Source organism: Dehalobacterium formicoaceticum (assembly GCF_002224645.1).
GTDB lineage: Bacteria > Bacillota > Dehalobacteriia > Dehalobacteriales > Dehalobacteriaceae > Dehalobacterium > Dehalobacterium formicoaceticum.
The window spans coordinates 2,323,764-2,348,420 of sequence record NZ_CP022121.1 but is presented as its reverse complement, the minus strand read 5'-3'; the positions used below and the strand labels follow the sequence as shown (position 1 = coordinate 2,348,420).

The window sequence follows — 24,657 nt, the reverse complement described above, 5'->3', positions numbered from 1 at the left end:
TTTCCCTTTCTTTCCCTTTCTATCACCTATTTTTATTACCTCCAAAAATTTGTCATATCTTTTTTATCCTCAATGTTGTAGGCAACCATTTTATATAACAATTCAAAATCTACATTATCCGTCCATGTGATTCTAAACAGCTCCTGTGTATGGGTATAACCTGCTTCCTCGATCTCCTTTTCAAACAAACTAATGACCACCGCTTCAGGCGCTACCGCAATGTGCCCTTTAGCAACACTAAAACCGATGATAAAAGTTCCATGGTCACTAAACATCGGCTGATTCCACTTAATTTCTTCATTCAATTGAGGAAACATGTCCTTAATGTTATTTAGGATGCTTTCCATCCGTTCCCTTTTGTCCGATTCACCGATACTATCTAAAAATATTTGAAAATCTTTCATAGCTGGTCTCCCTTCCGCCGCCAAGTTGCGGCACACACGGATTGCATAATGCAAGTTATTGCTTTAAGGCGAATACTTCCCACAGTTCATTGGGCAACACTTTTACTTGTCTTTCTGGCATACCTTGGCATTTTTTAACTTAAGTGATATTCTACCAGAAATAAACTTGAGGGACAAGGTGCCTGTCCCCTTGTCCCTCTTATAGGTTAGGGTAATAGCACCTGTTTCCCGATCGGAATGACAGAGGGACGGGGTTGTCGACACCTAATAAATGTCAATAACCCCCTCCCCCTGTTACCTCTAAAAACAGATCAATGGAGAATACACACCCCACCATATTTTTATCGATTAAAGCTCAATGCTTAACGGGAGTGTTTGTCGCTTTTTCGAAGGTTCTCAGTTCGAGTTAGAAGTTGCAGATTATCCATTACCGTCAGACCTCCACTGGACATTGGTTTAATATGGTCAATTTGAAAATCAAGCTTATTCTTGCTTTTATATCCGCTCAGACCGCTATAATAAAAGCCACTTGGATCCGAATATTTTTCAAAGACTGCGTATCTGATTTTTTCTTCAAGTTCTGGGAATCTGCGTCTTATCTCTTGGAGCGGTAATTCCTGAATGAGGATTTTTTCCTTCTCAGTGATGGGTTTGACCGATGGCTTAGCATAATCTTCAGGATTTTCAATGCGGTCGATGGCATCGTTAATCAACTTACGGAACGCTTTCTGCTTATCAATGCCGAAAAACACGGCCCAATGCGTATCACTCCTATTCCATTGTGAATCGATGTATTCTTTTTTGGCCGACTGAGTAAGCTCATTATCCACAATATACCGAGCAATATTGGTTACGTCATAGTCTGAGCGCTCTGACAAATAAATCATCTGTGGAGTTTCCTGCGTCTGCTTATAATACTGAATGACATCGAAGACATCCTGTTTTCTGTAACCAAGCAGAAGATCCATCGTTCCGAACAGTGTGGTGTCCACATGCTCGACCGCTGCATCAACGTCAGATAAATCAGCTGACTGAAGCCATGCCAGAAAATCCTCATAGGCTGTTTTCATGCAATCATACACAAGCACATTACAGGATTTATCAAGTTCTTCTTCCTCAGAACCTTCAACAAGATAAGAAAACTTATAAATTCCAATCGGAATCCGGTCAATAAAGGCCAATTCAGACAACCTTGAATCAATGGTGTCGTTTGCGATTTTAGCAAATTCCTCCAGTTTGGCAATGGAAACAAGGCGCATTGCCATTTTTCGCGTCTCGTAATCTTTTTTTGTAAAGTCGACGTTTTCGTCGATGAACAATTGTTCCGGGTTGACCCAGGCTATTTTTTCCTGCCACTCATCAATAAAGCTGACGATATAAGCGTCTTTTGTCCCTCCAGCCTTTTCACCGCGTAACGCACGCCCAATCATCTGTGTCATAAGTATATTCGATTTAGTCGGACGCGTCAGAAAAACGGACTGAACCTTTGGCAAATCAGTACCTTCAGTCAGAATGTTGACGTTTACAAGAACGTCCAACTCGCCATCACGGAATTTTTGAATTTTTTCTCCATTTTCTTCGGAAGAAATTGTAACCTGAGTCACTTGATCCCTGATGTCGGATACAACGAAATCCGAGCGGATACCTGCCGCATTAAATAATCCGTTTATGACAATCGCCATGTCCACATTCAAGGCAAAGACAAGCGTTTGCCTATACTTATCTTTATTTTTCACATACTCATTAACTATTGCGCTGTTTCTCTTGCTGTTATTAGCAATTGCTGCAGCCGTTTCTTTACCAATACTTTCGATATCAAAAAAGCTGTCGCGCGCAATTCGATCTAATGCCTCTTTTGAATTGTTTTCTTCAAACAGTTTAACCATGTTAACATTTGTTGAAACGGATTTGAAAATTGGTTCAGAAAGGATACCCCGGTTGATCAGTTCACGCAAATCAATTTTATATACAATATCATTTGGAAAAACTTTTTTCAGCAAACCCTGCTCATTGCTGGCAGTTCTAAACGGCGTAGCCGTTAAACCAAGCATTTTGAAGTGCTTTGAATTAGTCCTGATGCAGTTAATTAAATCACGGTATTCGCTTGCAGTGGCATGGTGGGCTTCATCAATAATCAAAAATACTTTGTCTCCATTTTCTTTAAGCCACTTTTGCAGGAAATAATCTAATCCCCGCTTTAGACTGGTTTTGCTAGCAATGATGATATCGTCAGTAGGCTTAATGTGAATCGGCTTATCGTGTTGACCGGAAATAATTCGCCAGTTATAGGATGGTTTGTTTTGGGCAATATCCTTATAGCAGACCTTTTCAAAACCACGCTGAGCCTGATTTAGCAACTCGTGCCGATGCGCAAGCCAGACGATCTTTCTGCCTTTGTCCAGGAGACTTTGCATTAACCAGTATGTTGCAGTAAGGGTTTTTCCACCGCCAGTAGGTAAAACCAAAAGACCAGCATAATCATTGGCATTTAAGATAACTTTATTCATGGCCCGAATAGCATCCTGTTGATGGGGGTACAATTCAATCCCGCTCGAAGCGTTGGCAACTCTCATTTCCCCGGCGTAATCCGATTCAGTTACTTCGTTCAATTTCCTGAAGATATCGGTCATTTGCGATGATCCCCCCTTGATTTTTTGGAATTCTTCCCTGTAAAACTTTGTGTTGAAATATTTGGGCCATGTTTCAACTAGCACTACTGCTTCTTCAATCCTCCCTAGTTTCTTTAGCGTGTCAAACTTATTCCTATATGGAAAGTGCTTATCAGTTTCAAGTTCAATACACTGATCGAAAACGGCAAGTGCTTCTTCATACCTTAGTTGTCTAACAAGACAATAACCCAAGTTGTTATTAGCAAACGGGTACGCGGGGGTAATTTCAATACATTTTCTGTAAGCTGTTTCTTCGTTCTTATAATCCTTGAGTTTTGAATAAGCCCATCCAAGGTAGAAATATATGGCGTCGGTTTTGCTATACTCACTTGTTTTAATAGCTTTTTCATAATTCTCAACAGCCTTTTGCCATTCTGACTTATCATAGTAAATATCCCCAAGGTGAGCATAAGCAACTGCCCATTTTTCATCATTTTCCAACACACCCTGGAGATGTTTTATGAGTATGGTCGAATTCTGTGTTTTCGCCAAACAAAATCTTATATACCGTTCTAATGCCGAATCTGGACAATGCTTTTTAAGTATTGTATGAAATTTTGGAAGGAATTTATCGGAATAAGAAGCTTGAAATACTTTATCATTTAACTTTAAATTATTAAACACAGCAAAAAAATAATCTTCAGCAGCTTCATACGAGAATTTTTTCTTATCTTTTATATACTTAGCTACAAATACTCTAATCGTTTGCAAATAGTCATTATATTTTCCTGAGACATAAAAAAGAAAGGCTTTGACAAAATCATAAAGCCAATCATTAGAATCAATATTAGTATGAACTTTCTTCAGGAGCTCCAATGCCCTGCTAAAATCTATCTTATTTTCATTTTCCACTGCACTTCCCATGTCAATAATAAGGCTAACAAGACTTTGGACAGCAGACTTCGCGATTTCCTGATCGATACTATCTAGGTTTATGTTTTTCTCAATATCCTCAATGTCTTTGTTAATTTTTTGCTTCGTCAACTTTTCCCACCTCTATCAAATCTGTGCCTTAACTCTCTAATAAATTAGCACAGAATGACAGTACATTCAATATATTTATGTAAAATTATAGTATAAAGTGTAAATAATGCTTATATTTTGTTTTTTTAGCCTTAACCCCTTGAACAATTTAAGCTCTTTGCTTCTGTATTATTTCGGTTAAAATCCACACAAATTACTCAGCCTTCCATATCTCTAATATAAGGGACATATTGTATATTTGCTGCAACTCTCGCTTTTCCCGACTCAATAATGGTATGTTCCAATCGTTCAACTTCAGTTCTTGTCAATTCAAGTATGCTGTGAAACTTAGTTTTATAATTATTAAGGTAGCAAATAAATTTGCTTTTCATATTTTGATCCTGCACAATTGTTATTGAGTCGGATACTGGTAGCAATGGGAATTCATCACTTTCAATATGTGCATCATTTTCTATTATATACCGAACACTGGTAAAACCACGCCGAGGCTTATCTTCAATGTCAGGGATTAACCAATCGCGTCCATTCTTTTTTGCATGTCCTAATTTACCACGTTTTATCCATTGTCTTATGGTAACAGGTTCTACATTGTTCATAGCTGCATATTGCTCAACTGTAAGGTAATCACATTCAACCGTAATCAAAGTGTGTTCAACGGTAGAGGTCATGCCACTAATTTCACCATTTTCAACTTCAATCTCGTCTGCCTGACACAGATTCGACTTCAGGAGTGTCGGGGGGACGGGGTTATTGACAGCATCATGTTTTTAAAACAATACCCCTATTGATACCTGTAAGTCTTTCAATTTGTCTAATTGATAAGCTATATCGGTCTTTTAGTTCTTTTAAATATGCATTCCTTATAGCTATATCGGCCTTTTGGATATCCGATGCATTCTCTACATGACAAACTTTTTTGATTATGTCTCTTGCTTCTTCATCCGTTATTCGATGCTTTTCTTCAATATCCAAACAAATATCGTCATTAGCTCCTCTAATGTATTGAGTAAAGCTGTTTTTTGCCGTTTCTCTATCACCGTTAAATATTTCTAAAGCAAAATCCACATCAACTACTTCTGTTTTATTTATATATTCAATAAAACTGCTCCATTTGTATTGCTCGACATCTCTTACCAATCCGGCTTTAACTGGATTTTGATGAATATATCTTAAAAGAATTAAAAAGTAAGTTTCACTTTCTACTGGCTCGCTTTTAAATCTGTCTTGAAATAAGTTTCCGATTCTTTGATATTTGGAGTTGTACCAATAAACATAACTGCCGCATATTCTCCGCATTATTTGTTCTAGTGGCTCTTTGCCAATTTTTAATAATAGATGAACATGATTTCCCATTAAGCAATATGCATAGATTTGATATCCACTTTTTTCTTTGTATTGCTGTATAGTTTGAATAAATTTCACACAGTCTTCTTCATCTTCAAAAATGCTCTGCCGATTTATTCTCCTCATCATCATGTGGTATATTCCACTTTCACTTTTCTTCCTGGCTTTTCTTGGCAAAAGAAACACCTCCAATTGATGCTACCATCAATTGGAGGTGTTGTCGACGACCCCGTCAGACTGTGTGAAAAGTCAGCAATTCGAAATAAAAAACCTAAATTGTGGGGAAGAGACATCAAAATTTAACCGAATTTTTGATGTTATCCATCGCAATAATAGTAAATATAGGATCAATGTGGAGAATTAAATTTCCAAAATTAGTTTTCACACAGTCTGCCGTCCCCCGACACTCTGTCAGTAGGAGGAGCTTTCAAACTAAGGTTTTTTCAGTGGTTTCGAACGCCCCCTTGGTCTTTTTCAGTCTCTGACCGGTTAGGGTGGGTATTCCTGAAAAGACGTTCCTTTTATACGCTAAGGAATCCACCATCAACAACGACTTGGGACCCGCTCATAAATGATGCCTTATCCGAAAGTAGGAAACAAGCAACTTCAGCAATCTCCTTTGGTTCAGCCAGTCGACCGATTGGATGCAGCCCGATCAGTGCGTCCTTTAATTCGGTATCCGTCCACTGCGCGATGAGCGGTGTCATGACATAACCTGGGTGTAACGAGTTGATGCGGATACCTTGTTTACCATATTCGATCGAAGCTGATTTGGTAAGGCCAGCGACTCCATGTTTGGAGGCACAATAGGCGCTCAGATCAGCAATCCCAATAAAACCAGCGATGGAAGAGGTGTTTACGATTGCACCTCCTCCCGACGCCAGAATCGCTGGGATCTGGTAGTGCATAGCATAAAACACGCCATTTAAATTGATGTTAATAACAGTCTGCCAACCTTTAGGCGTGAGGTCACCGACGTATTTCTCCGGACCTACGATCCCGGCATTATTGAATGCCAGATGTAGACCACCATATGTCTTTTTAGCGAACTCAACGGTAGCTTCAGCATCTTCAGGATTTGCTACATCCGCTTTAAATGCTGCCGCCTTGCCCCCGGCGTTCACGATCTCAGCTGCAACCTCTTCCGCAGCTGGTAGACTTATATCGGACAGAACGACTGATGCCCCCCCGGCAGCAAGAATTTTTGCCGTTTCGGCACCGATTCCCGATCCACCCCCAGATACAATAGCAACTTTTCCCTGAAATTCATTAGACATTAGACTTTTCCTCCCATAATACATTTTGATAATACCGAAAAGATATCAGTTATGGTTATGTTATAGCCATATTAATAGCAAAATCTATGCCAAGTTGGGTGTTAATAAAGAAAGTGCTAACAAGTACAATTCTAACCAGGTTGCGTAGTTTTATGACAAGAGAAGGAAAAATAAAAGTGCTCCAAAACGGACCATGCTTAATGTTACATGTTCCATTCTGGAGCACCCGCTATCCGGATTAAAGTTCCCCGGAATTGTTAGCAATATTATATCTCTTCATTTTGCGGTAAACAGTATTGCGAGCAATACCTAGTTTCTCAGCGGTTTGCTTAATGTTTCCGTGGGTCTCCCGCAACGTTTCCATGATTAAAGTTTTTTCGGTTTGCTCAATATAAGTGATGTCTGGCGCGGCTTTAACACTCTCTGCGGTTAAGTGATTTGGCAAATCGCTGCACTTGATTACTAAATCCTCACATATGTTAACCGCCCTTTCTAAAACGTTTTCCAGTTCGCGTATATTTCCCGGCCAGTCATATTTTTTTAGTACATTCATGGCTTGGCGATCAATGGTCAGATAAGATTTGTTTGTCTGGTTCTTTATTCTATCCATCGTACTATTTATCAAGATTTCCAGATCTTCCTTACGGTCTCTCAGACTAGGCATATTGATCGTAAGAACATTTAAACGGTAAAAAAGATCTTGGCGAAAATTTTTGTTTAGAACTTCCTCCGCCAAATTCCTATTAGTGGCGGCAATAACCCTAACATCAATCGGTTTAGGTTTGCTGCTGCCAAGGCGGTTAACTACCTTTTCTTGTATGATCCGGAGTAATGTAACCTGGCCATCCAACGGCAATTCACCAATTTCATCCAGGAAAATGGTGCCCCCGTCTGCAAGTTCAAACTTCCCTGGATTACCACCCTTCTTGGCACCGGTAAAAGATCCTTCTTCATAACCAAATAGTTCACTGACTATTAATTCCCGTGGCAAAGCACCGCAATTTACACTTATGAAAGGCTTATGGAATCGGTTACTGGCATTATGAATGGCATGGGCCATGAGTTCCTTCCCCGTCCCACTTTCTCCGGTAATTAGTACGTTGGAACTGGCCAGCGCCGCCAGCTTACCCTGACGTATTACCTCCTGAAAAACGGATGAGCGGCCTGTCATTTGTTCGAAAGTGTATCTGGCCACGGAACCTGTTACCTGATTGACCAAGGCATGAATATTCTTGCTGGGAGTAAAGGTTAAGATTAAACTTTCCGGTAGGGCTTTTTCATTCCTAATAATAGCCGTAGAAACGGAACAGGACAAATCTTTGCCCGGTAAAGCAAAGTCAATTTCTATATTCTTAAGCATTCGCTGCTTAGTAAAAATATCCTCAATATCCAAACCAGAAGGAATAAGCTTTGCTACTGATTGATTTATAATCTCGTTTTTCGCCATGCCAAACATTTGCAGAGCATATTGATTTATCTCGGTCACTTTACCGGCTGGATCAACTATTAATACCCCATCTGTAATCAAGTTCAGGATTACTTCTTGTTTCCGAATAACTTTTTGATTCTCGTCCATAATTTGGTTAATTTTAATTTGTCTTTCAATGGCATTGGCTATCCCCAAAACCATGCCTAAGGTATGAGCATGCACGCTTTGCGATTTACCGGTAACGTTTAAACATCCGAGCATTTTACCGGCCGGATCAAAAATGGGAGCTGAGGAGCAATACCATATATGATTGCCCTGATAATAATGTTCCTCAGCCCATATCAGGAAGGGTTTTCTTAATGCCAAGCAGGTCCCTACCCCGTTGGTTCCCATGGTTTCTTCACTGCAGTCATGAGCAAATTCAGGTGCCGTAGTTTCCCGCATGGTTTTTTCGTCGCCCAGAGCAAAGATAATAGTCCCTTCTGTGTCAGACAAAACCACGACACCCTGGCTGCTTAAAAATTTGGAAAAGAGATCTTCCAAGTAACCCTGAGCAGCATTCAACAAGATTATGCTCTTTGCTTGTCTCTTTTTTAGTTCTTCAGGTGAGCACAACTGTTTATTCTGATGTAAGGCATTCACGCCATACTGTCGGCTCCGCTTCCATGAATCAAGAATCACCTTACGGACACGATCAGTTCCCACAGGTTTATTATTTTGAAAGTCTAGCCAGGATTCTTTAATATCTTTCCTGTTTAGCTTATCAAACAATGTACCACCCCTTTTAAAGTACTAAAACTACACCCTTGTCATCATTCACCTATCAATATGCTGACTGCTTTACCACTTTACTAACCTTACGTAATCTGCCTTTGATAGGTGTTTTTTGTAACGCCTGGAATACCAACTCACCTTTATTATTTAATATTTCTACAAAGGTAGATATATCCTGAATATTGATAATCCCGATATCTGCCGCTGTCATACCTTTAATATTGCAAAGGGTCCCTACCACATCTACTGCTCTCATCTTTGTCTTCTTCCCTGCATTTATATGTAATTTCATAATTTCCTTACTCAGTTCTGCACCTTTGATCTCCTTCATTTCAGGTGTGGTATTTATTTTCTCTACAAATTCTTGTTTAACATCCTGAACTGTTTCTTTTTCCGGTCTTCCCATCAAAATAATTTCTTTTCCAATATATTTATGGATATCATCCAGAAACAACTTTTCATTTTGGGTAACAAAAGTAATAGCTTTCCCCATCTTGTTCAGCCGACCGGTTCTTCCGATTCGATGAACATAGCTTTCTCTGTCTTGAGGAATATCAAAATTAATTACCAGGGTGATGTTATCAATGTCTATTCCTCGGGCTGCAACATCTGTTGCTAATAGATATCTAAATTTACCTTGCTTAAAGTTATTCATTACTCTTAATCTGTCCCGCTGCTCCATACCACCATGAATTCTCTGACAAGAATACTTAAGATTCAATAACTCATGATAAACATCTTCTACCTTCTGCTTTGTATTACAGAATATCATACAACTATCCGGATTTTCGACGATGGTAATATCTCTCAAAAGTTGGGTTTTATCTATTTCCGCTACGTTATATCTTTCTTGCCTTATTCTATCAGCAATTGAATTTTCTTCTTCTATTTCAACGTATCCCGGATCTTTCATATATTTATTACATAAATTCTTTATATCCATAGGCATTGTCGCAGAAAATAACATCGTCACCCGCTCTTTTGGCAAACTAGTTATGATCGTCTCTATTTGTTCAATAAACCCCATATTTAGCATTTTATCTGCTTCATCGATGACAAGATATTTTATCTTTGATGTATCAAATGTCCCTCTTTCGATATGATCAATAATACGGCCTGGTGTGCCAACCACCACATGTGTTTTTTGCTTGATTTCCTTTTCTTGATAATAGAATGGGGACTTCCCGAAAATTGCCGCTACTTTTAATCTCTTAAATCTACCTATATTAAAGATGTCTTCTTTTACCTGAATAGCAAGTTCTCTGGTCGGCGTCATTACTAATGCTTGAGGTTTATTTTCCTCCCAATCAACCAATTGGCAAATAGGGATAGCAAATGCTGCTGTCTTTCCGCTGCCGGTTTGAGACTTTACGATGATATCCTTTTCTGCCAGAACAACTGGTATCACCTGTTCCTGGACTTTTGTGGGAATTTTGAAATTTAACAGCCTAATTGCTTTTAATAAATCACTATTTAATTGATAATCTTTAAAATTCGCCATTTCTCTTTGGTCATCTCTTTCTAACAATTAATTGTATAGGCTACTACGGCACCTCTATCTGCCCCTACCTGGATCTAGTATTTTCCCCCTAGATACTACCTCCTATTGATTTTGATCTTAAAGTCTCTTTCATATCTTTTGATTAATACCGTTTCCCTCTCTGTAACAATGGAAACAGCCGGGGACAGGAGGGGGGACAGGAGGGACAAAGTACCTGTCCCCTTGTCCCACCCTTGTCCCATTTTAGAAATAGAGCAGAGGCTTAAAAGCATCAGCAACGAGAATAACTCATTGAAAAAACTATTAGTCGAAAAAGAGCTCGAATTAGATGTGCTAAGGGATTTGAGGGATAGACTAAACCAGAAATAAACTTGAGGGACAAAGTGTCTGTCCCTTTGTCCCCCCCCAGAAGTAGTTAAAAGCAGTTTATCATGCCTTATTTCCCTTGTTATTTGCTCAAATCAATCAGCTGATAATCCCGGTATTCATAATAGAGGTTATCCACGATCATCTCAAGACTGCCGTCACGGTCTAAGTCAAAGGCTGCATACAAGCTATTACGGATGGTTTCGCGAATAAATCTATCACTTTGCTGAATATTTTCCAGCACTACCTGGTATTCATTTGGCTTGGTCAGATCGGGAATAAATAAAATGGTGCTGACAAAAGCGACTTTTTTGGCTGTAAAATCATCAGCATCCCAGCTTTCTATTTCTGGCGGTAAGGGTTCTTGGAAGCGCATGGTATCGACCACCTCCAGCAGGGCACTTTTTTTGTTTTGGCCGCTAAAATCAGCGATATAGCAGGAAGCAATTTTAACCGGGGTATTTTCGATCTGTTTTTCCGTTAAATAATCTTCCACCGCTTGCTGATAATCAGAACCTTGGCCCTTGGCGATGGATGGCTGGCTTTGTGACAGCAAGAGTTGAGGGATAGCAACGAATTCATTATTCTCGTCTACATAGCTTTCACCAAAATAATCCGGGAATAAGGCCATCACTTCACCTTCATAGAAACCTTGATCCAGTTTGATGGGCGCACTGCCCACCGCCTTGCCATCTTGATAGATTTGGCAGCTTAAGCCATCCAAAGCACAAAGAGGGAATTTTTTGCCTGTGGTAAGGGAAATGCCGTCCACCATGATCATATTATTGATAATGGCAACGCTATGCTCCGTTAAATCCAAGGTGCCGGCATAGCCGGCTTTTTTGTTTTCATCATAAGGCTCGTAATAGCTTTGATAGCCATCTTGCAGATCGAGCAGTACCCAGGGGCTCCGGCTATCCTTTTGGGCATAGGCCGAGGGCTGCTCTGTTTCAGAAGCGGCATCTTGGATATAAGCCAACAAAAGCTTATCATATTCAACCGGTACAATCTCTTGACCCGCGGTATTGATGAGGCCGGATTTACCATCCTTTTGCACAAAAGAAATGCCATAATGGAAACCATAAACCGTATCATAGGGATAAGGCTTGCCGTAAATATCATAGACCTGCCAGGTGCGATTGCCTGCCTCATCGTCATAGGCAATATTATTAACGCCATTGCGATAGCCGTGGTGGCTGGCATAGATTGGCTCTAAGACGATCTTACCCTGCTTATCTTTAAAGCCTAATTTGCCGTCTTCATAAAAAGGCAGGGGCTGATCCCATTCTTTAATCTCCGGGGTGATAACAAAATCAGGCAGCTTTTGCCGGATCTCACCATAAAGGCCGATCCCCGCTACATCTTGAGGCTGAAGCAGGTCAGACCCCTCCGGCTGATTGGCAACATTATTGCTGCACCCCCCCATGATGCCTAAGCTGAAAAATAACAAAAGACTGATAGCTATTTTTTTGTGATTTCCCATTTTAGTCCCCCCTTTTATTGGCTGGTCTCCTTAGAAATATACCTATTGCATTTTGATTAATATTTCCCCCTCATCTTGTATCCAATCTACTTTTCCGCCCAGAGATTCACTGATAAACCGCAGGGGCAAGTAAGCAGTGCTGACAAGAATAAAAGGCTGGTTGGAAAGGGAAACAGGTTTATTATTCAGATCAACCTTTCCGGAAGAATAATTAATATTAATGATGACAGGTTCTTTTTCAGGTTCTTTTTGACTGATAGTTACGGTTTTATTAGCTGCATCCCAATTTAGTACGGCACCCATTTTCTCGAAAACTGACCGGAGGGGAATAAATGCCTGACCGTTTCGGATGATAACACCGCTATTCATCACAACGGGCTCATCGTTTAAATAAACTGCAACCGGTCTTTGCACCCGCTGAGGCGTTAAGTGGATAAATTCAAAATCACCGCTGCCTAATTGTCCGTTTTTGTTGACACCCCATCCCCATAAAGAGCCATCGTTTTTCTTCATCATGATATGGCGGATGGCGGGCACCCAGCTTTATTTCTTGTACCCCGGACGTAATATGATCGAAGACCGGATTTACCGGCATGGCTTCCCGATCAATAGAAGCTTCCCACACATTCCCATCATTTGTTTGCACAACCAGGGAACGCTCAACAACAAAAGCATCCTCAACATCCTTAATGCTGTTCAATTTAACGGGAACAATCTGGTTATGCCTGATCGTACCGTCGGAAGCTCCGGTATATGTTACACCCCAGAACCACAGGGAAGCGTTTTGATCAATCGCGACTTGTGATTTCCCATAAGATTTTATTTTTTTAATATTAGTTAATTCCGTAATTGGAGCTGCCGTGACCGAATCACTTAAGGCATTATAGGTTTGGTTTGGCCAGTACCAAACAGTACCGTCCTGTTTCAGGGCGATGTTTTCTTCGATTTCAATAACATCATTGAGAACAGGAATAGGTGCAAAGGCTTCCGATGGAAAATTCCCTCTGTTTACCCAAACCGTGCCATCCTTTTTCAAAAAAGCCCACTTCTCAACGCTATATTGATGACCATAATCCCAATAAGCACCGATATCTATCACATTATCAATACCGGAAAGTGGAGCAATTTGATTTAGTCGGTCGGAGGATAACTGACCTTGTGCTGAGAGAAGATAAACCATCCCTTCCTGATCCAAGGCCAAGAGATCACCCATTTTGTATTGAACATCAATTAGATTATTTAATGCCGGGACATGGTAGACTTTTATTTCTCCGGAAGGAGCTATCCTCTCCCAAAACCAAACCGTTTGGTCCTTTTTCATGACAAGATGACTTTCAAATGATTTTTCCACATCTGACAAGCCATAAATTTGAATGGGAACTGACAGGCCTTCACCCCATACCCAATAAGAACCGTCTGATTTACTTAAGGAAGTTGCATCAAAGGATAGAAATTCCCCGTTTGGTGCAGCTAAGGCAGAGGTATTAAACAAGGCAAATAATAAGCAAAAAAGAGTGCCATATCTTACAATCCGCTTTTTCATTAATAACACAAATATCACATCCATTCTTATTTTTTATCCCTTTTTAATGGTCTAATCTTTCCATTCTATTTCTTAGACGATGGAATCCATTTTTTAGTTCCCTCCGTTAAGTTCCTTTTGGGTTCTGCTATTGCAGTAGCAGTTAGCGAAACTCCAATTGCATTACCAAATGCGCAAAACTTAGATGGTTTTGTTGCAAATGCAGCAAATACAGTATTTACAGTGCCTCAAACCGGAAGATACTGTATTAATTATGATATAAAAATTATGTCAGTATTCATGATGCGATCAGAATTATTAGTTGATGGTGCAATAGTATCAGCCGCAACTGTTAATCCAGTATTATCAATATCAAAATATAATTTTCAAATTATATTGAATTTAATAGCAGGTGACACCATATCAATCCGTTTGTCAGGATTGAATGTTGAAGCAACATTATAATTAGGTGCAGGTGCATCCTTAGCAGCAATAAGACTGTCATAAACAAAAAATAGCCAAAGGGAACTGTTTCTCTTTGGCTACACCCGTGAGGATTTAATCTTATTTCTTAAACAAATCAGCATGAGTACCAGTCCGTGTGAAAGTCAGCGTCAAAATGTCTTTTTCAGCAAAGTATATCAGCAGCCAATCCGGTTGTATATGGCACTCCCTGAACCCTTCAAAGGTGCCTTTCAAGGCGTGGTCATTATATTTTTCTGCCAATGCCCGGCCATTTGCTATCTCTCCGACCACATACTCAAACGGTTTGGAATCATAGCCCCGCTTCATCATCTGTCTGTATTCTTTCTTGAAACGGGAAGTTCTGTTAATCTTCATCATCGCTGTTCAAGTCATCCATCAGCTCTGCTATTGTACTAAAGCTTTTTGCCGGGACTTTTCCAGCGGCAATATCACGGGCTTCCTGCATGGCGGCAATGGTTTCAGCATTATATTGAGGGTTTTTGACCTCAAAAGGCAACCCTCCAGTGAGAATAACCTGGTGAAGAAATATATTAATCGCTTCAGTGGTTGAAAGTCCCAATGTTTTAAGCGTGGCCTCAACACCGGCTTTAACAGCTGGTTCAATCCGAATATGCAGAGTTTCCGATTTAGCCATATTGCTCACCTCCTGTATTATTATATGTATCGTATCACATTTTATATACATATTAAACACATTTTCCAAAAGCAATATAGAAATATATCATTTTGATAGATGATCTCTACGTTAATGGTTATTTATTGTTCTAGTAATATTTTCAAAAACATATCCAACCGCTCAGAGGGACAGAGGGAGAGGGACAGAGGGAGGGACAGAGGGACAGGTACATCGTCCCTATATATATATATTTCACTTTCACTTGGTTTTCTGGCACACCTTGGCATATTTTATCTCATTGTTATTCTACCAGAAATAAATTCGTGGGACAAAGTACCTGTCCCCTTGTCCCACCCTTGTCCCACCCTTGTCCCACTGACTGCCCCCTTAGCGTGCACCATAATGTTTTTTGTAAATAACGAAAGGTTGGATATCTATACATCTTGTGTTAAAGAGGTAACTGTAGTTTATAGCAATTTTTATTTTTATATCGATATTAAAAAACACGATCGAACTTGTAATGTTCAATCGTGTTATTATTTTTGAAATGTATTAACCGCCGGAACCTCTTTCCGGGATAAGTTATGGTATTAGCTGGTCTCCTTAGAAATATACCTATTGCATTAAGATAAATATTTTCCCCTCATCTTGTATCCAATCTACTTTCCCGCCCAAAGATTCACTGATAAACCGCAGGGGCAAGTAAGCAGTGCTGACAAGAATAAAAGGCTGGTTGGAAAGGGTAACAGGTTTATTATTCAGATCAACTGTTCCGGAAGAATAATTAATGCTAATGGTTACAGGTTCTTTTTCGGGTTCTCTTTGACTAATAGTTACAGTTTTAGTATATGTATCCCAATTTATTGCGGCACCCATTTTCTCGAAAACGGACCGAAGGGGAATAAATGCCTGATCGTTTCTAATGATCACTCCACTACTATTCATCACAATGGGTTCATCGTTTAAATAAACCGCAACCGGTCTTTGCACCCGCTGAGGCGTAAGGTGCATAAATTCAAAATCGCCGCTGCCTAATTGTCCGCTTTTGTTGACACCCCATCCCCATAAAGAGGCATCGTTTTTCTGCATCATGATATGGCGGGCACCTAGCTTAATTTCTTGTACGTCAGATGTAAGATGATTGAAGACTGGATTTTCCGGCATGGATTCTCGATCAATAGAAGCTTCCCACACATCCCCACCCTTCGTTAGCACAATCAGGGAACGTTCAACAAAAAAAGCATCCTTAACATCCTTAATACTGTTCAATTTAACAGGAACAGTCTGGTTATGCCTGATCGTCCCGTCGGAAGCTCCGGTTAATGTTACACCCCAAAACCACAGGTCAGCGTTTTGATCAATAGCAACATATGATTTATTATATGATTTTATTTTTTTTATACTAGTTAATTCAGTAATCGGTGCTGCCGTGATTGAAGCACTTAAATCATTTTTGGTTTGGCTTGGCCAGTACCAAACCGTACCATCCTGCTTCAGGGCGATGTTTTCTTCGATTTCAATAACATTATTGGGAGCAGGAATAGGTTCAAAGGCTTCTGTTGGAAAATCCCCTTTATTGATCCAAACTGTGCCATCCTTTTTCAAAAATGCCCATATCTCAGCGTGGGATTGTTGATGATAATCCCAATAAGCACCGAGATCCACAACATCGTCAATGCCGGAAAGATGGGTAATTTGATTTAGTCGGTCGGAGGTTAACTGACCTTGTGTTGAGAGAAGATATACTTTCCTTTCTTGATCCAAGGCTAATAGATCACCCATTTTATATTGAACGTCAATTAGATTATTTAATGATTGGACATTGTGGACTTGTATTTCTCCGGAAGGATCTTTCCTCTCCCAAAACCAAACCGTACCGTCCTTTTTCATGACAAGCTGGCGATCAAACTGGCAATCAAATGATTTTTCCACATCTGACAAGTCATGAATTTGAATGGGAACTGACTGGCCGGCACCCCATACCCAATAGGAGCCGTCTGATTTACTTAAGGAAGTTGCTCCAAATGATTGAAAATCTCCGTTTGATGCAGCTAAGGCAGAGGTGTTAAACAAGGCAAATAATAAGCAAAAAAGGGTGACATACATTACAATCCGCTTGCAAATGGAATCTTTCAATAGAAAATGATGGCTCTGATTTTACTAAAAAGCAGCAAATGCAGATTGAAGCTGAAAATCCTATGGCGATCAATATTATTCCGGAAATTATACTTAATGACAAAACAATTTCCTGCTCACACGGATGCGGCCTGTCTTGGAATCCGTGTTTTTCCGAACTCAATGGCATAGAGTCCGAAGGTGTGCTAAAACAGTACAAGCTTGATCCCGCTAGCGGTTGGGTTATTTGGCGTTCTGCTTTTCCTTGGTCAACAACACGCAGACCGCAAATTTCCACCCTTAGCGTAACAATCAAGCACGACCCTATAGAAATCTCTGGTTCGCACTTTAGTGTATCAACTCCGGGTGAATGTATTGATTTCAGCCACCCCATAACCAATTGTTCATATACGCTGACAGTGCAGGAATATGAGCAGCAGGAAATCCCTACAAATCGATTTATTAATAATAGCTATGATTTTCCAACGCTGTATTTGTCAACTTAAAATTAGGCCATATAGTCATTTAATTTTCGGCCACTAAGAAAAAAAATTTAGTCGTTTCATAAGCATATTTAGTTTTCAAAGAGCATTGTTTCACGATGAATGCTAACGCGCTATCGCTTGTTACACCCTGTATAAATGTTTATCAAAAACATGATAAACCTTTATACAGGGTTATTGTTTTTTTCTTCATGCCAGTTGCTGTTGTTGTAACCACTCCTTCGTTTCTTTCATGCGGTACGAGTTTCCATTCATGTTGACGATGTATGACTGATGCGTCAACCGGTCAATCATGGCCGCCGTCATCACGGGATCCTGAAAAATTTCACCCCATCGTTCGAAGGATAAGTTGGTTGTGATGATTGTCGATTTGCGACCAGCCCTCAGCGACAAATGGGTAAACAATAATTCAGATCCTTCCTTATCAAAAGATATATAACCCATTTCATCGGCAATAACCAAATCATATTTTTCAAAGCGGTTCTGGAAGGCTCGAAGAGTTTGCTCTGCTCGGCATTCTTTAATCCGGTTAATGAGGAGGGGAACAGTTGTAAACCATACTTTATATCCCTCCAGGCAGGCCTTTAAGCCTAGCCCAATACTCACATGCGTCTTGCCTGTTCCCGGGTTCCCCGCCAGAATAATGTTGCGCCCCTCCTGAATAAACTCTAATGTTTTCAGCTGCTTTAACTTCTTTTGGGCATCATCTGGCAAATCCGCGATGACCAAATCTTCAAGGTACTTTTTATGTGTAAATTCAGCCAGACGAATGCGATTATGCCGCGAGGCTTCCCGACGAGCATCACATTCCTTCTCCAGTAACTGCGCCAGAAATGCTTCATAACTGGCATCCTGCTGCGTTGACTCCCGAACTTGCTCATCCAAATGCTTACGAATCATAGGGAGTCTCAGTTCTTTGCTATATTCCAATATCGCTTCCTTAAACGCCTTGCGCGGCGCGTTACTCATGCAACGTCCTCCTTTGCTTTTGGTGTATGGGTATCAAACATGTCATCGTACATGCGAAGCTGCTGTGCTGACCGCTCTACAATCTCTTTTCCCGTTTTCGAGAGATTTGGTTGAACAACAGGCATCGCGTCACGATTCCTAGCACAAAGCACTTTAATTTTATCCGTAGTCACTTGAGCCGGATGAATTTTCTCCAGCTCCCGAATAGCTTGCTCGACTTCCGCAAATGGGACATCGTCTCGAATATATTGCAATAGCTGTATAAATTCCTTGTCTTGTTTGGTATAATATGTTTCGTATATTTCTTTTATCCTTTTAGGAGCCTGCTGCCATGCCGCACTACCGGCAAATGCACCAGGTTTTTTCCTTAGCGTATCCAAATAATGATTCAGATCAAGCCGCCACTCGTGGTTGCCGGTTAATCGCACATGCTCCGCTACCAAGGATTCCTGATGGAAGCATCGCACCCGGGTCGCATATGCTTTAATCATGATCGATTCACCTACCAAATGATCCGGTACTGAGTAACGATTCTGATCAACGATGATGGTGGAATATTTGTTCACCCGTCCATAAATCACGCGAGCTGCATCAAATGGTGGAAGGGTGGGCAGCAATGCGGGGCGCTCTTCTTCCAATCGTTCCTCCGCCGTCTGGCCGTTGTACTCATCATGGGACTTACGATTACGCTTAGTGCACACATCCTGCAAATATTGATTTGCCTCCTCCAGGGATTCAAATTCGTCCCGAAAAGCGAAGGCTTTTCGGCGAACGACCTCGACGCTTCGCTCCACATGACCTTTTTCGTTGCCCTTGCGAATATTGCAAAACCGATACTGAAAACCATAGTAGAGCGACAATTGAAGCAATCCTTGCGTCGGCTCCTTCTCCGTTCCAATAAACCTTTTCACCGCGACTTTCATGTTATCGTACACCATGGTACGATACACTTGGCCGATATGCTGGAAAAACAGGGCGTGTGCTTCCTGAAAACACTCTGTTGTTTGTTTGGTGAACAGATAAGCAAAGCGATAGTTCCCGTAAGCCGTTGTGAATACGGCCATCTGAAAAACTTGAAATTTTCCATTAATTTTTAGTTTAACCTCACCCCAATCAAATTCGCAAATGTCTCCAAGTTCATACAGAGCCTTAATAAACGCTTCCTTTGGTTTCCGTTCCAAGCTTCTAATGGTTCGAAGAACGGTACTGTAACTTAGTTGAGTACCCTCGGCTTCCAGTGCTTCAAAGATATCAATGGCTTTTTTTTGCTGCTTGTGCCGCCCCTGATTTCGCTTAGTTTCATTCTCGTCAAGATAGAACTGGATCCTGTTCACAACCTCGTCAGTCATTTTTCTTTTGGGTCGAATGCCCACAGTATACTTGGGGGCAGAAGTGAGGGTGTCGACTAGTGCCTGGATATCTGCCGACCCGCTCGACAATAATTGCTGTCTCCCTTCCTCATATTGTCCAATGTACTTTCCTACGGTGTCCCGATTGATCCCTGTTATTTTCGCAATTTCCCGGCGCGATTTCCCTTCATGAATATGCATCATTAAAATTTGTTGCTTGATGTTCATTGTGATCATCTCTCCCAGCCCCTACCTGTTGAATTTCCTCTCAAGTAGGTTAATCTATTGTGGCCGGTTTTTCAATGACTACGGTGGCCTACTATTAGATTACCATAGACACCAACGCACTGTATTACAATGAGTTACACTCTTTCTCCAGATCTCACCGATGGTTCTTTCTCCATTCGTGATTGCAACAATGGCGATAGACCTCGTAAAAAACTGACTAATCCAATGGAACCACATAGCAGTGCCGACTGCTTTGCATTTGGTGTGATCGGCGGTGCAGATAGAGCTACCGCTATTGCCTTTGGCGGCAAGGAGCAAGGGAAACTCCGTGCTGCGTGTTCGGCACTGCACTTTAACCCAGTTGATACTGTGGAATGGCAGATAATATTTCATGAAAAGCCCTACGCAGATAGGACCGTCACAATAATATAAGCTGTCATAGCTATCGCATGCTCTCACAAAAACATATTTCTATCATTTAAATAGAGAGGGCCACTACACATTCTGCATAATGTAGTGGCTCTAAGTTTGTTATAGACCCAATATTGACCAGAGTATCCTTGCAAAAGGATGATGGAAAGAAATCTGATGTATATGGTATGATAACGACAAATACGAATTTATCGATCCGTTTCGAACCAGTGCTTATAGATATTTTCTCAAAATAGTGCTTGACTATCACCTTGGGTGTTGGCTTAAAATGTGATTGAGGTGATAAATATGTTAATCAATCAAGTCAGCAAAACTACAGGCTTAACCAAAAAAGCGATAGAATACTACACGTCGCAAGGACTGGTTTCGCCGTCTGTCTTTGATAACGGATATAGAGATTACAGCGAAAATGATGTCGAGGCTCTAAGCAAGATTTTTGTACTACGACGGCTCGATATCGGTACAGATGAAATAAAAACTGTCCTTTCCGACAAGTCAAATACTGTTTTGCAGGTAGTTTCTGTTCGAAAAGAGTTGCAGCTTCAAAGAGAAGCGGCAAAAAGGGCAATTCTCGATCAATTAAGTAGCGGTAAAACTTTTGGTGAAATTGTCGAAAACTTGCGGACACTTGAAAACAGCAAGACCATTACTGAAAAGCTTTTGGATGCTTTTCCTGGGTATTACGGTAGATTTGTTTGCCTGCATTTTGCTCGGTTTTTGAATGAACCAATCAGAACAAGAAATCAGCAAACTGCCTATGAAACGATAGTCACATTTTTGGATAATGTTCCAGCACTCAATTTGACTGAAGAATTGCAGGAATATTTAATCGAGGGTACAAAACACATTGGTACAGAGCAAATAAAAGACATAGTTGAAAGCACAAGGAAGTCGATAGAAAACCCGGATAATTTTCTCTCTGCAAACAAGGAAGTGCTGGAACAATATCTGGCGTATAAGCAGTCGGAGGAATATAAAAAGTCCCCTGCTTTCAAAATCACGGAGTTGCTGAAAGAGTTTAATAACGCAAGTGGATATTATGATGTTTTTATTCCTGCATTAAAGCAATTGAGCAGTTCATATGCGGAATATTGCGAAAGCTTAGAAACGGCAAATGAAAAGCTTTTAGCTCAATATCCCGAAATTTCAAAAATCAGCAACTGGAACGAATGAGTAGCGTTCAAATCTTAATTTGCAGAGCAAACCGAATCCTGATTAAATGATTTGGCTTGCTCTTTTCATCACATCCCCAATATAGTCCAGATATAGGGCGGAGCAGTCAGGGCAAAAACAAGGCCGGCGAAGAGGGTCGCTGGCACTGCAACTTGTAAGTTACGTTCAGCCCTATCCTTCTCAAAAATTGCTTGTCTGTTTGTACCTTGAATCATAATAAATATATTCCACTTGCACTTGGCTTTCTGGCACACTTTGACATTTTTTACCTCAATGTTATTCTACCAGAAGTAAATTCGAGGGACAAATCCGCGGTATCGTAGGGACAATTTAAGAGAAGCAAACCGAATACGGAACCAGCAAGGATGGGAACAGATGTCAATTCCCATCCTTGCTGGCTATTTATATCATAAGGACCTACTTTACAAGACCATATGCCCTCATTTGTAAGCGTCAAATCAAACCCACATATTCGTCCTTTTCTTACTATGAGATAATGAATTCGAAAAGATGGACAAAACCTCCTCCATGACAATCACAAGGAAGTGAGTGTGGCTATGATGTTAGGCCGAGTAGACACGGTTTATCTTGCAGCCGGCGCAACGGATCTTCGCAAGTCTATCGATGGCTTGGCTGTAATCGTGCAAGAGCATTTCCGCTTGGATCCATTCTCTAGGCATCTTTTTGTCTTTTGTAATCGCAAAAAGGACAAAGTCAAAGTCCTAGAATGGGGTGGCGATGGATTCTGGCTCCATTACAAGCGCCTCGAGAAAGGACACTTTCAGTGGCCAGATGGCAATAGCCAGTCACTTGCTGTCAGCCAGCGAGAATTTCGATGGCTGCTCGATGGTTTACCCCTTCATCAGGCAAGTGCCAATCCGGAAATAAGCGAGAGAATCATCATATAAAAACTGCGAAAAACCTTGATTCTATGCGGTTTTTGGCTATCTTTCATTAGCGAAAAATGATATAATAAAGCCATGGAAAACATAACTGAATCAGACGCAAACCATCCTCAAACGGATGAACATATACAAAGTCTTAAGGACAAAATTTCTGTTCAAGAGCACCAAATCGAAGAGTTGTCCGCTAAGCTGAAATGGTACGAAGAACAGTTCCTTTTAAGCCAGAAGCGGCGATTCGGTGCATCCAGCGAGAAAACCAATCCAGATCAATTAAGTTTCTTCGATGAAGCGGAACAAGAAGCCGATCCTAAGGCATCTGAACCAACGGTTGAGGAAATTACATATAAAAGACGCAAGACCAAGGGCAAGAACGACAAAATGCTTGAGGATCTTCCCGTAGAGACTGTAGAATACCACTTATCGGATGAAGAACAAACTTGCCCACAGTGTGGTGAGCATTTACATCAAATGAGTAAAGAAATCCGAAAGGAGATCAAGGTTATTCCAGCTCAGGTTAAGGTAGTCAAACACGTACGACACGTATATGCTTGCCGTAACTGTGAGAAAAATGACATCTCCACGCCGGTGATCACTGCACCCATGCCTGCCCCTGTGCTTCCGGGTAGCTTTGTCTCGCCCTCTTTAATGGCGTTTGTGATGGATCGAAAATATACTCTTGCTGTTCCGCTTTACCGCCAGGAGCAGCAATTCAAACACTTTGGTATCGATTTATCTCGCCAGACACTGGCCAACTGGATGATTCACGGTGCGAATGATTGGCTTGTTCATCTGTACAACCGCATGCATACCAAGCTAATTGAGCATGAGATTTTACATGCGGATGAAACGATATTGCAAGTGCTGCGTGAAGAAGGAAGAACAGCCGCTAACAAATCATATATGTGGCTGTATGCTACAGGTCATACGGATGTGCCGATCTATCTTTATGACTATCGTACGACCAGAGCCAGTAAGCATCCGCAAAACATGCTTGACGGTTTTAATGGATATTTGCATACTGATGGCTATATAGGGTATAACGGCATTCCAGGTGTCAAACCGGTCGGTTGCTTCGCTCATGCCAGAAGGTATTTTTCTGATGCACTCAAAGCCTTGCCAAAAGGCTCCGACCAGACATCTTCTGTTGCGAAAGAAGGGCTGGATTATTGTAACCAGCTTTTTCACCTAGAGCAAGGGTTCAAGGATCTGGATGCTGACGAGCGATACGACAAGCGTTTGGAACAAAGCAAACCGATTCTTGATGTCTTCGAAGCCTGGTTAAGAACGAAGAAAAGACAGGTTCTTCCGAAAAGTGCTTTAGGAAAAGCCATTGATTACAGCCTGAAGCAGTGGGATAAACTGTGCGCGTTCTTGCTTGATGGTCGGCTGGAAATCAGTAATAACCGAGCAGAACGAGCCATCAAGCCTTTCGTAATCGGAAGAAAAAACTTCCTCTTCAGTAACACTCCGAAGGGTGCTACGGCCAGTGCAATCATCTACAGCATGATTGAGACGGCAAAGGCCAACCATCTGAGCCCTTTTCATTATTTGACGTATCTATTTGAGAAGTTGCCCAACATTGACTTGGGAAATATGGCTCAACTGGATGCTTTGCTCCCATGGTCGGACACGCTTCCGGAATCCTGCAAAGTTTCTTCAAATAACTGATAGCGTCTTAACGACATCAGAGAGAAGTTTGGGATTGAATCCCGGACGCACTTCAATAGTTGCTTTGCCTACACGAACGGGCAAAGCTTCTTGAGGTTCGCTTACTTCTAACCCGCCGATCTCCACGGAAAGCCACTGCATTTTCTTCTCTGCTGACTTGCTTTCTGACTTAAACTTACGCATCCAGTAGCGCAGCTGATTGATCTTCAATTCATGTGCTGTGCACCATGCTGTAGCCGTTTGGCCACTCGATTTAAATTCATTCACCCTGGATTTCCACATTTGGCACTTTTCAACTTTGGTCAATGAGCAGGCCTCCTTATAGTTATCATGGAGACATTATCTCATAGCTAGATTCAAAAGAATATGTGGGTAGTATTTGACGCTTACGTTATTCTACCAGAAGTAAATTCGAGGGACAAATCCGCGGTATCGTAGGGACAATTTAAGAGAAGCAAAC

Annotated in this window: 23 protein-coding genes; 6 read left to right on the top strand and 17 right to left on the bottom strand. The window is 41.0% G+C overall.

The annotated features are described in order from the left end of the window. Positions 1 to 35: 35 nt before the first annotated feature. The 10 genes from CEQ75_RS11390 to CEQ75_RS11345 all read right to left on the bottom strand — a co-directional run bounded on the left by CEQ75_RS11390 (position 36) and on the right by CEQ75_RS11345 (position 13,783). Complete coding sequence (locus tag CEQ75_RS11390) at positions 36 to 404, bottom strand: iron chaperone (RefSeq protein ID WP_089610734.1); 369 nt, start codon at positions 402 to 404, stop codon at positions 36 to 38. A gap of 362 nt (positions 405 to 766) precedes the next feature. Further along, complete coding sequence (locus tag CEQ75_RS11385; RefSeq protein WP_089610732.1) at positions 767 to 4,057, bottom strand: DEAD/DEAH box helicase family protein; 3,291 nt, start codon at positions 4,055 to 4,057, stop codon at positions 767 to 769. Positions 4,058 to 4,254: 197 nt separating this feature from the next. Beyond that, positions 4,255 to 4,725 (bottom strand): helix-turn-helix domain-containing protein, encoded by a 471-nt coding sequence (locus tag CEQ75_RS11380; RefSeq protein WP_089610729.1) that lies wholly within the window; start codon positions 4,723 to 4,725, stop codon positions 4,255 to 4,257. A 91-nt stretch (positions 4,726 to 4,816) separates the two neighbouring features. Further along, on the bottom strand, positions 4,817 to 5,578 hold the full coding sequence (locus tag CEQ75_RS11375) for an REP-associated tyrosine transposase (protein ID WP_089610727.1): 762 nt from the start codon (positions 5,576 to 5,578) through the stop codon (positions 4,817 to 4,819). A gap of 344 nt (positions 5,579 to 5,922) precedes the next feature. Beyond that, positions 5,923 to 6,678 (bottom strand): SDR family NAD(P)-dependent oxidoreductase, encoded by a 756-nt coding sequence (locus CEQ75_RS11370; protein ID WP_089610725.1) that lies wholly within the window; start codon positions 6,676 to 6,678, stop codon positions 5,923 to 5,925. 238 nt (positions 6,679 to 6,916) lie between these two features. Beyond that, positions 6,917 to 8,878 carry a sigma-54-dependent Fis family transcriptional regulator gene (locus CEQ75_RS11365; protein ID WP_089610722.1) on the bottom strand — a complete coding sequence of 654 codons (1,962 nt, stop codon included), beginning with the start codon at positions 8,876 to 8,878 and terminating at the stop codon, positions 6,917 to 6,919. A 52-nt stretch (positions 8,879 to 8,930) separates the two neighbouring features. Further along, complete coding sequence (locus tag CEQ75_RS11360; RefSeq protein ID WP_089612605.1) at positions 8,931 to 10,382, bottom strand: DEAD/DEAH box helicase; 1,452 nt, start codon at positions 10,380 to 10,382, stop codon at positions 8,931 to 8,933. Positions 10,383 to 10,830: 448 nt separating this feature from the next. Beyond that, on the bottom strand, positions 10,831 to 12,231 hold the full coding sequence (locus CEQ75_RS11355) for a WG repeat-containing protein (RefSeq protein ID WP_089610720.1): 1,401 nt from the start codon (positions 12,229 to 12,231) through the stop codon (positions 10,831 to 10,833). A 42-nt stretch (positions 12,232 to 12,273) separates the two neighbouring features. Next, positions 12,274 to 12,747, bottom strand: coding sequence for a stalk domain-containing protein (locus tag CEQ75_RS11350; RefSeq protein WP_089612604.1), 474 nt, complete (start codon positions 12,745 to 12,747; stop codon positions 12,274 to 12,276). Then, complete coding sequence (locus tag CEQ75_RS11345; RefSeq protein WP_157677436.1) at positions 12,677 to 13,783, bottom strand: RCC1 domain-containing protein; 1,107 nt, start codon at positions 13,781 to 13,783, stop codon at positions 12,677 to 12,679. The genes CEQ75_RS11350 and CEQ75_RS11345 overlap by 71 nt, the downstream gene beginning before the upstream one ends. Positions 13,784 to 13,891: 108 nt before the next feature. Here CEQ75_RS11345 and CEQ75_RS18405 point away from each other — a divergent pair, with 108 nt between their 5' ends. Further along, positions 13,892 to 14,218, top strand: a complete 327-nt coding sequence (locus CEQ75_RS18405; protein WP_157677435.1) for a BclA C-terminal domain-containing protein — start codon at positions 13,892 to 13,894, stop codon at positions 14,216 to 14,218. Between the two features lie 99 nt (positions 14,219 to 14,317). Here the strand turns inward: CEQ75_RS18405 and CEQ75_RS11340 are convergent, their stop codons facing one another. From CEQ75_RS11340 to CEQ75_RS11330, 3 genes are all read right to left on the bottom strand, one after another. Next, a complete protein-coding gene (locus tag CEQ75_RS11340) occupies positions 14,318 to 14,596 on the bottom strand; it encodes a type II toxin-antitoxin system RelE/ParE family toxin (RefSeq protein WP_089610717.1) in 279 nt (92 codons plus the stop codon). Then, positions 14,583 to 14,873 carry a type II toxin-antitoxin system RelB/DinJ family antitoxin gene (locus tag CEQ75_RS11335; protein ID WP_089610715.1) on the bottom strand — a complete coding sequence of 97 codons (291 nt, stop codon included), beginning with the start codon at positions 14,871 to 14,873 and terminating at the stop codon, positions 14,583 to 14,585. Before CEQ75_RS11335 ends, CEQ75_RS11340 begins: the two co-directional genes overlap by 14 nt. A gap of 597 nt (positions 14,874 to 15,470) precedes the next feature. Next, entirely contained in the window at positions 15,471 to 16,961 is a 1,491-nt protein-coding gene (locus tag CEQ75_RS11330) for a stalk domain-containing protein (RefSeq protein WP_089610713.1), read from the bottom strand. Between the two features lie 68 nt (positions 16,962 to 17,029). Between CEQ75_RS11330 and CEQ75_RS18400 the strand changes: the two genes are divergently transcribed. After that, positions 17,030 to 17,476 carry a hypothetical protein gene (locus CEQ75_RS18400; RefSeq protein WP_157677434.1) on the top strand — a complete coding sequence of 149 codons (447 nt, stop codon included), beginning with the start codon at positions 17,030 to 17,032 and terminating at the stop codon, positions 17,474 to 17,476. Between the two features lie 186 nt (positions 17,477 to 17,662). Here the strand turns inward: CEQ75_RS18400 and istB are convergent, their stop codons facing one another. Next, positions 17,663 to 18,442: an IS21-like element helper ATPase IstB gene (istB, locus tag CEQ75_RS11325; RefSeq protein WP_089608935.1), complete on the bottom strand. Its 780-nt coding sequence runs from the start codon at positions 18,440 to 18,442 to the stop codon at positions 17,663 to 17,665. Continuing rightward, a complete protein-coding gene (istA, locus tag CEQ75_RS11320) occupies positions 18,439 to 20,028 on the bottom strand; it encodes an IS21 family transposase (protein ID WP_089608934.1) in 1,590 nt (529 codons plus the stop codon). Before istA ends, istB begins: the two co-directional genes overlap by 4 nt. A 216-nt stretch (positions 20,029 to 20,244) precedes the next feature. Here istA and CEQ75_RS11315 point away from each other — a divergent pair, with 216 nt between their 5' ends. Both CEQ75_RS11315 and CEQ75_RS11310 read left to right on the top strand, forming a co-directional pair. Then, positions 20,245 to 20,451, top strand: a complete 207-nt coding sequence (locus tag CEQ75_RS11315) for a hypothetical protein (protein WP_089610711.1) — start codon at positions 20,245 to 20,247, stop codon at positions 20,449 to 20,451. 288 nt (positions 20,452 to 20,739) lie between these two features. Continuing rightward, positions 20,740 to 21,624 carry a MerR family transcriptional regulator gene (locus CEQ75_RS11310; protein WP_089610709.1) on the top strand — a complete coding sequence of 295 codons (885 nt, stop codon included), beginning with the start codon at positions 20,740 to 20,742 and terminating at the stop codon, positions 21,622 to 21,624. A 68-nt stretch (positions 21,625 to 21,692) separates the two neighbouring features. Here CEQ75_RS11310 and CEQ75_RS19220 read toward each other — a convergent pair whose 3' ends face one another. Beyond that, on the bottom strand, positions 21,693 to 21,839 hold the full coding sequence (locus CEQ75_RS19220) for a DUF3852 family protein (RefSeq protein ID WP_157677433.1): 147 nt from the start codon (positions 21,837 to 21,839) through the stop codon (positions 21,693 to 21,695). A gap of 342 nt (positions 21,840 to 22,181) precedes the next feature. Here CEQ75_RS19220 and tnpB point away from each other — a divergent pair, with 342 nt between their 5' ends. After that, the gene (tnpB, locus tag CEQ75_RS11300; protein ID WP_089610481.1) at positions 22,182 to 22,532 is read left to right on the top strand and encodes an IS66 family insertion sequence element accessory protein TnpB; all 351 of its coding nucleotides are present in this window, start codon (positions 22,182 to 22,184) and stop codon (positions 22,530 to 22,532) included. A 72-nt stretch (positions 22,533 to 22,604) separates the two neighbouring features. Then, positions 22,605 to 24,197, top strand: coding sequence for an IS66 family transposase (gene tnpC / locus CEQ75_RS11295; protein WP_089610705.1), 1,593 nt, complete (start codon positions 22,605 to 22,607; stop codon positions 24,195 to 24,197). Here the strand turns inward: tnpC and tnpA are convergent. Then, the gene (gene tnpA, locus CEQ75_RS11290; protein ID WP_089610477.1) at positions 24,186 to 24,503 is read right to left on the bottom strand and encodes an IS66 family insertion sequence element accessory protein TnpA; all 318 of its coding nucleotides are present in this window, start codon (positions 24,501 to 24,503) and stop codon (positions 24,186 to 24,188) included. The genes tnpC and tnpA overlap by 12 nt on opposite strands. Positions 24,504 to 24,657 lie beyond the last annotated feature (154 nt).

Excerpts from the sequence above, each read along its gene's own strand:
- CEQ75_RS11390 (WP_089610734.1), bottom strand. The coding sequence starts at position 404 with ATGAAAGATTTTCAAATATTTTTAGATAGTATCGGTGAATCGGACAAA.
- CEQ75_RS11380 (WP_089610729.1), bottom strand. The coding sequence starts at position 4,725 with ATGACCTCTACCGTTGAACACACTTTGATTACGGTTGAATGTGATTAC.
- CEQ75_RS11370 (WP_089610725.1), bottom strand. The coding sequence starts at position 6,678 with ATGTCTAATGAATTTCAGGGAAAAGTTGCTATTGTATCTGGGGGTGGA.
- CEQ75_RS11360 (WP_089612605.1), bottom strand. The coding sequence starts at position 10,382 with ATGGCGAATTTTAAAGATTATCAATTAAATAGTGATTTATTAAAAGCA.
- CEQ75_RS11355 (WP_089610720.1), bottom strand. The coding sequence starts at position 12,231 with ATGGGAAATCACAAAAAAATAGCTATCAGTCTTTTGTTATTTTTCAGC.
- CEQ75_RS11350 (WP_089612604.1), bottom strand. The coding sequence starts at position 12,747 with ATGATGAAGAAAAACGATGGCTCTTTATGGGGATGGGGTGTCAACAAA.
- CEQ75_RS11340 (WP_089610717.1), bottom strand. The coding sequence starts at position 14,596 with ATGATGAAGATTAACAGAACTTCCCGTTTCAAGAAAGAATACAGACAG.
- CEQ75_RS11335 (WP_089610715.1), bottom strand. The coding sequence starts at position 14,873 with ATGGCTAAATCGGAAACTCTGCATATTCGGATTGAACCAGCTGTTAAA.
- CEQ75_RS11330 (WP_089610713.1), bottom strand. The coding sequence starts at position 16,961 with ATGTATGTCACCCTTTTTTGCTTATTATTTGCCTTGTTTAACACCTCT.
- CEQ75_RS18400 (WP_157677434.1), top strand. The coding sequence starts at position 17,030 with ATGCAGATTGAAGCTGAAAATCCTATGGCGATCAATATTATTCCGGAA.
- istB (WP_089608935.1), bottom strand. The coding sequence starts at position 18,442 with ATGAGTAACGCGCCGCGCAAGGCGTTTAAGGAAGCGATATTGGAATAT.
- istA (WP_089608934.1), bottom strand. The coding sequence starts at position 20,028 with ATGATCACAATGAACATCAAGCAACAAATTTTAATGATGCATATTCAT.
- CEQ75_RS11315 (WP_089610711.1), top strand. The coding sequence starts at position 20,245 with ATGGAACCACATAGCAGTGCCGACTGCTTTGCATTTGGTGTGATCGGC.
- CEQ75_RS11310 (WP_089610709.1), top strand. The coding sequence starts at position 20,740 with ATGTTAATCAATCAAGTCAGCAAAACTACAGGCTTAACCAAAAAAGCG.
- CEQ75_RS19220 (WP_157677433.1), bottom strand. The coding sequence starts at position 21,839 with ATGATTCAAGGTACAAACAGACAAGCAATTTTTGAGAAGGATAGGGCT.
- tnpB (WP_089610481.1), top strand. The coding sequence starts at position 22,182 with ATGATGTTAGGCCGAGTAGACACGGTTTATCTTGCAGCCGGCGCAACG.
- tnpC (WP_089610705.1), top strand. The coding sequence starts at position 22,605 with ATGGAAAACATAACTGAATCAGACGCAAACCATCCTCAAACGGATGAA.